This is a genomic window from Syntrophorhabdaceae bacterium (genome assembly GCA_028713955.1).
Classification (GTDB): Bacteria; Desulfobacterota; Syntrophorhabdia; order Syntrophorhabdales; family Syntrophorhabdaceae; genus UBA5609.
The window spans coordinates 1-12,079 of the sequence record JAQTNJ010000089.1 but is presented as its reverse complement, the minus strand read 5'-3'; the positions used below and the strand labels follow the sequence as shown (position 1 = coordinate 12,079).

Here is a 12,079-nt window from a genome sequence, read left to right as displayed (position 1 = left end):
GCCATACTCCTCAGGATCTCTATACCCTTCAGCAGGTTCTCTTCGCTTGCCGCAAAGGAAATACGGACATGCGACTTCTTCCGCGAAAAAACACTGCCCGGTATGATGAAAAGGTTTTTCCCGAGCGCCTTCTCCACAAATGTATCGCCGTCACCTCCGGGGACTTCGGGAAAGATAAAATACGCCCCTTCCGGTTTCACTACATTGTATTTATCTTTTAACCCTTCGTAGATCAGATCCCTCTTCCGCTTGTAACCTTCTATGAATGAATCCATGTTGTAGTCAAGCGCAAAGATCCCTGCCTTCTGGGCAAAAGAATTAATGCTGCTGAACACATACTGCTGCATGGTAACCATACACTGAATGATCTCTTTCGGCCCTGCAACATACCCTATTCTCCATCCCGTCATCCCCCAGGTCTTTGAAAAACCGCCGAATGTAAGCGTTTTTTCGTAGAGCTGGCCCAAATATACCTGCTGAGCCCTATCGCCGTACATAAATCTATCATAGATATCATCTGAGAATACAAGAAGATCTTTTTCGCGTGCCACCGCCGCAACCATCTCAAGCTCAGCCCGGGAACAGACCATTCCCGTCGGGTTGTTGGGGCTGTTGATGAGGATCGCCCTTGTCCTGTCTGTAATAGCATTCCTGAGCTCCTCTTCTTTGATGGTAAAATCCGGATAGGTATCGATAAAGACAGGCTTCCCGCCAAGGAGCTCCACCTGGTACTCATAGAGTACAAAACAGGGGTCAGGGATGATGATCTCATCGAGGGGGTTCAGGGTAACCATGAGGGCGAGGAGAAGACCGCCTGTCACCCCTGCCGTTATGATCACGTCGTCGCATATGATGCCCTGCCCTTTCAGTTTATGGAGGATCTTTTCCCGCAATTCCGGGATTCCTCCCGAAGGGGTGTACTTATTGAACCCTGCCTGTATCCATTTTATACCTTCTTGTTTAATGTCGTCGGGAATATCAAAATCCGGTTCACCGATGCTCAGATTAATAGGATTTTTTACCTTGTTGGCAAGATCGAATATCTTCCGTACCCCCGATGGCTTCACACTCATTACCCTATCCGAAAGCAGCATTAAACCTCCTTCATTAGCGATCAGCTTTCAGCTATCAGCAGATAGCTATCAGCCTTTTATCGTTGTCATTGCGAGCGGAGAGCGGCGCAGTGTCATTGCGAGCGCAGCGCGGCAATCTCATCTTTTGAGATCGCCACGTCGCTTCGCTCCTCGCGATGACAATAAAGTGTGTGGCTCCTCGCGATGACAATAAAATAAGGAACTTCGAACCCCCGATAGAGCCATTCGAGGGCAAGCATAGAACGTCGAACGATGAACCCCCCTTCTGGGTCTTAAGACTCTCCGCTCTCAGCCTGCACCTTCTTCCCCTCACGACTTATGCCTCACCTTTCACGTTGCCTTTCGTATATATCATCTCCATGATCCTGTCGAGCTTCGATCTCGGTAATCCACTGAAGACCTTGCTCAACTCTCCATCACTGTATTTTGCCTTAAGAAAAGCCACAATATCAAGCCTTTCTCGCCAGCAATCTATAGAATTTCTACACGGTAAACCGTCATTCATGGAAATACAGTAGGAAAATTCGATCATCATGCCAAGTTGGGAACAATAAATTTCCATGATAAACCTCCAAAAATCAGTTCATGGCTCATGGCTGATAGCTCATGGCAAATACTAAATTCTAATATCAAATGATCAAAGCGTACCTTCATTTATCCTACGTTGTCATCGCGAGGAGCGAAGCGACGCGGCGATCTGTTGTATGGGATTGCCGCGCCCTGCGGGCTCGCAATGACAAAATATTGAACGTTGAATTCATCTCTCACACATTCTTCGCATCTTTTTCTCAGTACTCCTCACGTCTTTCCGCTATGCGCCATGCGCTTTGCGCTATGCATTCTTTTCTCTGCGCCATGCGCAATACATTGAGAGAATGATGTCGGGCTTTCCTTTAGCAAACCGTCGTGAGGCGAGGAAGCTCGGTCTTTTGCGAAGCAAAAGTTCCGAAGCCGAACGCGAGCGAATGTAAGCCGCTGGAGCGTATGAGCGTGTTTGCGGGGAATAGTCCGACATCATTCTCATCCTTATACAGTAAGATCCGGGATATACCATTAGCCTGTCAGCTGTAATCTATCAGTGTGGTTTTGGAAAGGCATCCAGTTCCCTCAACAGTTTTTCGATCTCCTCATCCGGCAGTGTATAGTCGTGAAGTTTCCCTGCCATATAGGCATCGTAGGACGGGAGATCTATAATGCCGTGGCCGCTCCAGTTCATTAAGATGACCTTTTCCTTCCCCTCTTCTTTTGCCTTCTTCGCTTCCTCGATCACGCAGGCTATGGCGTGGTTCGTCTCCGGGGCAGGGATAAATCCTTCCGTTCTGGCAAAGGTAATGCCTGCGGCGAATGTTTCAAGCTGATTGTAGGCCCTCGCCTCGATGAGTCCATCCATATAGAGCTTGCTCACAAGCGGCGCCATCCCGTGGTAGCGAAGTCCTCCTGCGTGTATTGGCGCCGGCACAAAACCATGGCCTATCGAACACATCGCCAATAGCGGCGTTGTCTGCGCCGTATCGCCGAAATCATACAGATAGTGACCTCTTGTCAATGTCAGACAGGAAGTAGGTTCACAGGCGATGACCTTGATATCCTTCCCGTGTATCTTGTCCCTGATAAATGGGAATGAAAGACCCGCGAAATTACTCCCTCCTCCGGCGCATCCGATGACAATATCGGGATATTCGCCGGCCATCGCAAGCTGTTTCTCCGCTTCAAGCCCTATGACGGTCTGGTGCATAAGGACATGGTTCAGGACGCTCCCCAGGGAATACTTCGTGTTCTGAGAGGTAACGGCATCCTCGATGGCCTCACTGATGGCCATCCCCAGGCTGCCCGGATGTTCAGGATCCTTCTCAAGAAATTTTCTTCCCGCATTCGTATGGGAACTTGGACTGGGGATGCATTTCCCACCCCAGGTTTCCATCATGACCCTTCTATAGGGCTTCTGGTTATAGCTTACCCGTACCATGTATATCTTCAGTTCAAGGCCGAACTGGTTGCACGCAAACGCAAGGGCGCTTCCCCACTGGCCTGCCCCGGTCTCTGTGGTCAGTCTCCTGGTGCCAAAGATCTTGTTGTAATATGCCTGCGGGACAGCGGTATTCGGCTTGTGGCTCCCGGGAGGGCTGACACCCTCATTTTTGAAGTATATGTGCGCAGGGGTGCCGAGGAATCTCTCGAGTGAATAGGCCCTGGCGAGCGGAGACGGTCTCCACATGACAAGCCTCTTCAGTACCTCCTCGGGAATGTCGACCCACCGCTGCGTGCTTACCTCCTGCTCGATCAGGTTCATCGGGAATATCGGTGAAAGCATGTCCGGCGTTATCGGCTCACCGGTAGCCGGATTTAGCGGCGGCGGCAGAGGACCTTTCATGTCTGCCTGGATGTTGTACCACGCCTTCGGCATCTCCTTTTCACTTAGAAAAATCTTTTTTTCCATCCTTTACCTCCTTAGTTTATCGCGTTTATCGCGTTTGTTGCGTTTATCGCGTTTGTTGCGTTACCTTCGTAAGTCGTAATGCGTGAGCAGTAAAGGGAAAAAGCTGCGGAGAACAGAGAACAATGGCGTGATGTGTTGTCATTGCGAGCCTGCAGGGCGTGGCAATCCCATACAACAGATCGCCACGTCGCTTCGCTCCTCGCGATGACAATAAAGGATGGAAGCTCCTCGCGATGACAAAAAAGGATGGAAGCTCCTCGCGATGACAAAAAAAGGATGGAAGCTCCTCGCGATGACAAAAAAATATTGAACCTTGAACTCATCTCTCGTACCTCGTGCCTCTTCCCCTATCTTTTTTCTCGTACCCCGTTTTTCAGCATCCGGTAAAATAAAAGGCCATGAATCGTTACGATCCATGGCCCCTTGAAACAAAAAGGCCACGGACGGTGCAAGACCGCCCGTGGCCGGTTATTTACGGTCTCGCACCTACACTAACCACCACCAAGCCCAGTTTGTTCTTTTGGCTGTCTTTATCATATTGTTTCTTTTTTAGCACAAAGCATTTTACTATGTCAAGAAAATTAGTTCAGCCGTCAGCAACGAACTGAGAAAACCCGTCTGTCTGGTCTATCTGGTCTGTCTGGTCTTAATGTTGCGCTATCGGCTTGATCCATTCTTTGCTGCTGTTCGCATCCGGTATCCAAAGATCAGCGGATAGTCTTTGTTATTATTGCGAGCCCGCGGAGCGTGGTGGGTTGTCATTGCGAGCCTGCAGGGCGTGGCAATCCCATACAACAGATCGCCACGTCGCTCCGCTCCTCGCGATGACAATAAAGGATGGAAGCTCCTCGCGATGACAATAAAATGAAGGTTCTGCTCCCGTGTTTTTTATGTTGTACCTGAACGTTGAACCTTGAACAATCAGTTAATTCAGCATCGATCCTCGAAGGTTGAACTCACCTTTCCGCTCTCAGCTCTCAGCTCTCCGCTCTCCGCTGCCTTTCATATTCCTTGTCAAACTCTCCCTTGCTATGTATAATCAACGAGATTCAAATCCCTTACGTTTAAAAGGAGCAACACATGAAGATCAGGTTTTTGGGCGCAGCGCGAAAGGTAACCGGTTCGTGTTACCATTTACTGGCAGACGGCATTCAAATCCTTGTTGACTGCGGGATGAACCAGGGAAAGGATGCCGATACCCTCAACAAAGAGCCTTTTCAGTTTAACCCCGCTGAGATCGATTATCTCCTCCTTTCCCATGCCCACCTCGACCATTCAGGGCTGATCCCGAAACTTGTGACGGATGGATTCAAGGGCAGGATACTTACCACGTCGGCAACGGCTGATCTTGTCGAGATCATGCTCTATGATTCAGCCCATATCCAGGAGAAGGATGCTGAATGGCTTACAAAGAAATCCTTCAGGGGTGGCAAAGATATCCGCTTCGAGCCGCTCTATGATACAGAGGCTGTGAAGCGGGCAATCCCGTTTTTTGATAAGAAGAACTACGGGAACATTGAGGGGCTTAACAACGGAACAGTCAAATACCGGTTTATCGATGCCGGACATATCCTCGGTTCAGGCTCACTGGAGCTATGGTACCATGATCAGGACGGCAAGGAGAAAAAGATCATATTTTCAGGAGACGTCGGCAAGAACGGGAACCCGATCATTAATGACCCTCAGCACGTGGAAGAGGCTGACTATGTCGTTGTTGAGTCAACCTATGGCAACAGGCTGCATAAAGATCTGAACGAAAGCATCAACGAGCTGGAATATGCGATCAAGGATACCTTCAGAAGGGGCGGCAATGTCCTGATCCCGTCTTTCGCGGTAGGGAGGACGCAGGATGTGCTCTACATATTAAATAAACTCGTTAAAGAAGGAAAACTGGAAGACCTCGATGTCTATGTCGATAGTCCTCTCGCGGATAAGGCCACGAAGATCTATATGGCCCATCCGGAATTCTTCGATGCTCAGGCGGTAAATATGTTCAAGTTTAAAAGCAGTGAAGGGATGAAGATCCATTTTACAACCATTGTAGAGGAATCGCAGAAGATCAATAAGATAAAATCCAGGGCGATCATCATAGCCGGCAGCGGTATGTGCGATGGCGGCAGGATACGCCACCATTTCAAACACAATATCTGGAGACCGGAGTGCAGCATCATATTTACCGGTTTTCAAGTAGGGGGTACGCTCGGCAGGCACATCATTGACGGCGCAAAGACGGCCCGTATCCTTGGTGAAGAGATGGTCATAAGGGCAAAGATCTACACCATTGGCGGTTTCTCGGCCCATGCAGACCAGAAGGAACTCCTTGAATGGCTGGGCACATTCACCAATAAGCCGAAGGTCTTCATAACCCACGGCGAAGAATCGGTAGCCCTTACGTTCGAACATGTCGTTCAGGAAAAACTGGCCCTCGAAACACACGTTCCATACAAGGGAGAAGAGATAGAGATCTAACGACCGGATGCTGGATACTCCATACTCGTCACTAAATACTGGATACTGGTCGCTCGTCGCTGGATGCTGGAGCATAGCGCAAAGCGCATAGCGGAAAGCGGAAGGACCGAAGGATGGGGGACGAAAGGACGAAACAAAGGATGGAAAACCAGGAACGAGGAGCGATGTTCATCATTATGTTGTCATCGCGAGGAGCGAAGCGACGTGGCGATCTCATCATACCTATCACCTATTACCTTTCGCATTTCACCTCTCACCTTTTACCTGGTTATTGACATGATCGATATTCCACACACTCTCATACGAAGCAAAAAGAGAAAAAGGACGCTGAGCCTCAGGATCGACGATGGCGGCAGGGTCGTCGTCTATGTACCGTATCGGACGCCTGAAAGTGAGGTCACCACATTCCTCCGTGCGAAACAGGACTGGATAGAAAAAAATCTCCAGGTACTCAGTCAACGCAACCAGGAGAGCGGGCTGCCGAGAAGGTTCGTCCCCGGTGATACATTCCTCTATCTCGGTGACACATACCCGCTTGAGGTATGTGAAAGCGACAGGAGACCACCGCTCGCCCTTTTGCACGGCACGTTCCAGATGGACGCGGGCAGCCATCAAAAAGCAAGGGAGCTCTTTGTCAAATGGTACATTGTGAGGGCGAAGGAGACCATTGCGGAGAGGGTGGACCATTACAGGCGGCAGTTGAAGTTTCCACCTGTCGAGGTGCGCATAACAAGCGCACAGAGCCGGTATGGATCGTGTTCCGCAGATAACAGACTTTCTTTCAGCTGGCGGCTTATCATGGCCCCCTATCCGGCGATAGATTACGTGATAATACACGAACTAGCCCATATAAAACACAAGAACCATTCGAAAAGATTCTGGGGCTTTGTAGAGAGTATGATGCCCGATTACAGGCAGCGCCGACTGTGGCTCAATGAGAACAACCATCTCCTTGTACTCTGATATAAATTTAATGCACGGGATGAGAATCGAACTCGTACAGGGCATAACTCAACATCTGGACCGGTTTTTTGGGGGCAGGTCAGCTATCCCGGGATAAATCCTGAACACCCGCAGCTTAACCAGAGCGTTAAGGGTTGCCCCTGAATTTGGCGGCCATGCTTTCGAGCTCATCCCAGCGATGATAGGCTTCATCAAGCTCCTTTCCCACCACGCCCAACCGATCGTTAGCCCCGTATATCTTGTCAAGATCACGGCTTGCATAGAAATCGGGGGAATTGAGGGTTTCCGTGAGGCGTTTTTTCTCTTCCTCCAGGGCTTCGATGATCTGTGGCAGAGATTCAAGCTCCCGGGTCTCTTTAAAAGAAAGTTTATCCTTCTCCTTCGGCGCTCTTTCCCTCTTTTGTTTCTGTTCCTTTGGAGCTGTTGACTTCAATTGCCCGGTTGTTGTTTTCCTCTGTCTCAGCCAATCGTCGTAGCCACCGACATACTCCACTAACAGTCCATCACCCTCAAAGACAATTGTAGAGGTCACCACATTATTGAGAAACTCGCGGTCGTGACTGACCAGCATGATCGTACCAGTGTAATTAATAAGCCTGTCTTCGAGCAATTCCAGCGTTTCCGCATCAAGGTTATTCGTGGGCTCATCGAGAACAAGCACATTCGATGGAATAACGAAGAGTTTCGCCAGGAGCAGGCGGTTGCGCTCACCGCCGGAGAGAGAACTGACGGGCGACATAATCCGCTCTGGCGAAAAAAGAAACTCCTGAAGGTACCCCATTACGTGTCGCTGGATGCCGCCAATCATGACCGTGTCGCTGCCGTCACCGATATTCTCCCTGAGAGTCTTATTTTCGTCGAGCTGTGCACGGAGTTGATCAAAGTAAGCAATGCTGATATTGGTACCCAGGCGAACTGTTCCCTGTTGGGGCATGAGGTCACCGAGGAGTATCTTGAGAAGGGTGGTTTTGCCGGAACCGTTCGGCCCGATAACGCCCACCTTATCGCCGCGGATGACGGTGGTGGAGAACCCATTGATAATCTTTGTATCACCCCATGCAAATGAAATTACCTTTGCATCCACAACTATCCGGCCGCTCCGTTCCGCTTCCTGGATTACCAGCCGGGCAACTCCCGACTGCTCCTGCCTGCGGGAGCGCTCCTGGCGCATCTGCATCAACGCCCGGACCCTGCCTTCGTTGCGTGTGCGACGCGCCCTGACCCCTTGCCTGATCCAGACCTCCTCTTTGGATAATTTCTTATCAAATTCATGCCACTGCTTCTCTTCTGCATCCAGTAAAGCCTGTCGTCGTTCAAGGTAGGTTCTGTAGTTACAATCGAAAGATACCAAACGGCCCCTGTCGATTTCCACAATCAGAGTTGCCAAACGCTGGAGAAAGGCCCGGTCATGGGTCACGAACATGAGCGTCTTTTCGTACTTCAGCAGGAAGTCCTCGAGCCAGAGGATGGTACTAATATCAAGGTGGTTTGTGGGCTCGTCGAGGAGCAGGAGGTCCGGATTACTCACCAGTGCCCTGGCCAGAAAAACCCGGCGCTTCATACCCGCAGATAAAACCCGGAACCGGGCATTTTCGTCCAGTTCAGCCCTTTGGATTACCCTTTCAACTTGCTGGTGGTAATGCCAGGCACCGGATGATTCTATCCGGTGCTGTACGCCTTCGAGCTTCCTTATGAGGCCAGCATCCCTGTTCCCGGCAATCTGCATGGTAAGGTCGTGGTATTCTCTGAGGAGTTCCACATGTTCCTGTCCGCCAGCGGCTACCACGTCATAGACCGTTCCCGGCAGGTCATCGGGAACATCCTGTGCCAGCATAGCGGTCTTCACATTGCCGCTTCGAATAATCCCGCCTGAATCCGGAGTTATATGACCGGCCAGCAACTTCATGAGGGTGGATTTGCCCGAACCGTTACGGCCCAGCAGGCCGATCCGTTCGCCGGCCTCGATCTGAAGCGTGACACCATCAAACAGTTGCGGGCCGCCAAAATTTAGCGAAACATCATTAATGAGTAAAAGTCCCATACCATCTCGCGGGTCTTAGTATAACCGACAAAGGAGGGATTTGCCACTTCTGCTTTGTGTTTGCTTCGGGATTTATGTCCACTCTTTCCAGACCTCGGGCACATAGCCCACTGTCGCTTTGCGGCCATCTCTGACGATGGGTGTGCGGTACAAAAGGGGGTGATTGAGAAGTTCCTCCTCCACATAATGGGTGAGGTATTTAAGGCTAAGCCGGTTGTATTCTTTGTTGTCTTTGTCGATGAGGTTTTCGATCTTAACATTGTTCAATTCTCCTCAAATTTAAATAGCCATTATTTCACTTTCGGATAGGCGCCAGTGATGTCCAAACTCCTTGGAATTGCCGGTATCGGTACGTGAAGGTTGTCGTGAATCAATTGACAAGGGCCGCAGAATAAGCTTACAGTGTTAACCAAAGTAACTACAAGGGCCACGTGAGGGACTTAATTAACCGTTTGTCCAAAACGTTCCCCTAACGAGATAATATCAGATCATAATTTGCTTTAGTTACTAATTTTCCTTAGTAAAGAGGTGTCATGAGTTTCAGTTCATTTAAGCTTCATCCAAAAATAGCTGCCGGCGTCAGAGCGCTCGGTTATCAAACTCCGACTTCTATCCAGATGCAGACGATCCCGCCCATCCTTTCAGGGAAAGACGTTATGGGCCTTGCCCAGACCGGAACCGGCAAAACAGCGGCATTTGTGCTGCCGATCCTGGAGCGTCTGCTCCCAGGTCCACGCGGCAAGGTGCGTGCCCTGATTATTGCGCCCACACGCGAACTGGCAGAACAGACCCATGTATCGATCAGAGAACTGGGGCGGAGCACACACCTGACAAGCTGTACAATTTACGGCGGCGTGAGCCTGAACCCGCAGATCCAGAAACTCCGTGCCGGTGTCGATATTATCGTTGCTTGCCCCGGCCGGTTACTCGATCACCTTAATCAGGGGACTATCAACCTTGCGAATTTGGAAGTCCTGGTCCTTGACGAGGCAGACCGGATGTTTGATATGGGTTTCCTCCCCGATATCAAACGGATCATCAAACAAGTGCCCAGAAAGCGGCAGACGCTGATGTTCTCTGCCACCATGCCCGACAGCATCCGGAAATTGACAGACGAAGTACTCCATAATCCCGTCACGGTAAAGGTGGGCCCCACGGCCCCGGCCAGCACAGTGTCACATGCGCTTTATCCCGTTCAACAGCATCTGAAAACCGGGCTCCTTCTGGAGCTGCTCAGACAGACTGATACAGAATCGATCCTGATTTTCACACGCACCAAGCACCGGGCAAAATGCATCGGTCAGGAACTGCAGAAGAAAGGGTACAAGGCTGCCTCACTCCAGGGAAATTTGTCGCAGAACAAGCGTCAAGATGCTCTCGACGGCTTCCGCAAGGGCTCATACCAGATCCTGGTGGCAACGGATATAGCGGCCCGTGGCATCGATGTGTTGAGCATATCTCATGTCGTCAACTATGATATGCCGGATACGACGGATGCCTATACGCACCGTATCGGTCGTACCGGCCGTGCGGCTAAGACCGGCGATGCTTTCACCTTTGTCAGCCAGGAGGACGAGCCCCAGGTCAAGGACATTGAACGTGTGCTGGGCGGGAAGATAGAACGGCGAATATTGAAAGGCTTCGATTATACGAAATCAGCTCCGGCCCGGAACACCGAATTTGCACGGCCGCCACGGCCGCCGCAACATCACAGGGCGCAGCCAAAACCGGAGCGGGCCAGCGGACGTACGGATGCGGGAGCAAAGCCCATAACAACCACCACCAAGCCGGGACGCGGTGTCTCTTCTGGAACAAAAACCACAAAGTCATCTCAGTCGAAAAGGCGGTGGAACAGCGGTGGAAGGGGTAAATCATCGATGCACTGAGGCAGGGAGTACGGGGATGTTTCGCCGGCTGAGGCGTCGCTCCGTGACGATAGGGAGACGTCCCCGTTCTGCCCACCCATCGGTTGTCCTCTCAGCAATAAAAATCGTAGCTCCACACGTGCTTCTTATGTTCCGGGCGCAGCCTCACACAACTGCCGTCATTGAGCCAGAGCCTCCCTCTCTTGGGTTGCTTCCGGGGTACCCTACAACCCCTCCTGTCTCCAGATTCTCTCCACCCTCTTATGGTTCATCTTCCATCCCTCATTCTGCGGCATGGCCGTTATCCTTCTGTATCCGTACCGCCCATATCTCTTCGCCAGCTCTATGATCCGTTCCGTTTTTTCCTGCTCTTCCTGCCGCATGATGCAAATTTGCCTGTTTTCATCCATCATCCTAAGTTGAATATGCAACGATTTGAATGTCCATAGGGTAGAGTTTGCCATTTTATCCTTGAATAGACCTTGTTTTCCTTGAAAAAATAAATATTTTTCCTTTGATTACACATTGATTACATTCTGTTTTGTTTTAAGACTGTTTTTATGGTGTCTTGTAAGCCCCTTTAATATCAATGCCCGGGACGAGAATCGAACTCGTACAGTCACAAGGACCGAGGGATTTTAAGTCCCTTGCGTCTACCTATTCCGCCACCCAGGCACATCTTTTATATAATAGGAAAACCTCCCGATGTCAACAAACATTTAAAACAGTGAATAGTATATCGTATATAGTATATAGCGAACTGCAACCCAAGGCGGGAGGAGCAGTGAATAGTATATCGTATATAGTATATCAGGAAGAGTTGGTTGTCATTGCGAGCGGAGCGTGGCAATCTCATCCCTTAGGTTTGTATTCCTACATTCACGTTTCACGAATTACGAATTACGGGTTTCCAGCTATTCACTATTCACTATCGACTATCGACCGCCTTTCACGTTTTTATTCATGACATCATGCTGTCAGTCGGGTAAGATATATTAACGCTATGGACAATCCTCAGATCATTACCGTCCGGTCATCGGCAGGTGCGGGAAAAACCTATAACCTCGCGCAACATTACCTGAGATTCCTTGTCATGGGTCAGCCGGCAGGAAGCGGCCCCAAAAATCATATCTCGAATATCGTTGCCCTGACCTTTACCAATAAGGCTGCCGCAGAAATGCGGGTTCGCATCATCGACTGGATGAAAAGG

General features: G+C 50.2%; 9 protein-coding genes, 1 tRNA gene and 1 pseudogene. 4 read left to right on the top strand and 7 right to left on the bottom strand.

Annotated elements, in window-relative coordinates:
* The 3 genes from PHU49_09070 to PHU49_09060 form a co-directional block, all read right to left on the bottom strand.
* Nucleotides 1–1,094 (bottom strand): pyridoxal phosphate-dependent aminotransferase (locus PHU49_09070; protein MDD5244153.1); only part of this gene is annotated, 1,094 nt, incomplete at its 3' end.
* A 316-nt stretch (nt 1,095–1,410) separates the two neighbouring features.
* Nucleotides 1,411–1,656 (bottom strand): hypothetical protein, encoded by a 246-nt coding sequence (locus PHU49_09065; GenBank protein ID MDD5244152.1) that lies wholly within the window; start codon nt 1,654–1,656, stop codon nt 1,411–1,413.
* 513 nt (nt 1,657–2,169) lie between these two features.
* Nucleotides 2,170–3,531 (bottom strand): TrpB-like pyridoxal phosphate-dependent enzyme, encoded by a 1,362-nt coding sequence (locus PHU49_09060; GenBank protein ID MDD5244151.1) that lies wholly within the window; start codon nt 3,529–3,531, stop codon nt 2,170–2,172.
* Between the two features lie 1,080 nt (nt 3,532–4,611).
* Here PHU49_09060 and PHU49_09055 point away from each other — a divergent pair.
* Nucleotides 4,612–6,000, top strand: a complete 1,389-nt coding sequence (locus tag PHU49_09055) for an MBL fold metallo-hydrolase (GenBank protein MDD5244150.1) — start codon at nt 4,612–4,614, stop codon at nt 5,998–6,000.
* A 204-nt stretch (nt 6,001–6,204) separates the two neighbouring features.
* The gene (locus tag PHU49_09050) at nt 6,205–6,963 is read left to right on the top strand and encodes a SprT family zinc-dependent metalloprotease (protein MDD5244149.1); all 759 of its coding nucleotides are present in this window, start codon (nt 6,205–6,207) and stop codon (nt 6,961–6,963) included.
* A 127-nt stretch (nt 6,964–7,090) separates the two neighbouring features.
* Here PHU49_09050 and PHU49_09045 read toward each other — a convergent pair whose 3' ends face one another.
* Both PHU49_09045 and PHU49_09040 read right to left on the bottom strand, forming a co-directional pair.
* The gene (locus PHU49_09045; GenBank protein ID MDD5244148.1) at nt 7,091–9,004 is read right to left on the bottom strand and encodes an ATP-binding cassette domain-containing protein; all 1,914 of its coding nucleotides are present in this window, start codon (nt 9,002–9,004) and stop codon (nt 7,091–7,093) included.
* A 72-nt stretch (nt 9,005–9,076) separates the two neighbouring features.
* Nucleotides 9,077–9,271, bottom strand: a complete 195-nt coding sequence (locus tag PHU49_09040) for a hypothetical protein (protein MDD5244147.1) — start codon at nt 9,269–9,271, stop codon at nt 9,077–9,079.
* 266 nt (nt 9,272–9,537) lie between these two features.
* Here PHU49_09040 and PHU49_09035 point away from each other — a divergent pair, with 266 nt between their 5' ends.
* Nucleotides 9,538–10,890 carry a DEAD/DEAH box helicase gene (locus tag PHU49_09035; GenBank protein ID MDD5244146.1) on the top strand — a complete coding sequence of 451 codons (1,353 nt, stop codon included), beginning with the start codon at nt 9,538–9,540 and terminating at the stop codon, nt 10,888–10,890.
* A gap of 75 nt (nt 10,891–10,965) precedes the next feature.
* Here PHU49_09035 and PHU49_09030 read toward each other — a convergent pair.
* Together PHU49_09030 and PHU49_09025 are read right to left on the bottom strand one after the other, a co-directional pair.
* Nucleotides 10,966–11,219 (bottom strand): annotated as a pseudogene (locus PHU49_09030) (IS3 family transposase).
* Between the two features lie 240 nt (nt 11,220–11,459).
* A tRNA-Leu gene (locus tag PHU49_09025) sits at nt 11,460–11,544 on the bottom strand.
* Between the two features lie 328 nt (nt 11,545–11,872).
* Here PHU49_09025 and PHU49_09020 point away from each other — a divergent pair.
* Nucleotides 11,873–12,079: UvrD-helicase domain-containing protein (locus PHU49_09020; protein ID MDD5244145.1), on the top strand; the 207-nt coding region annotated here is incomplete at its 3' end.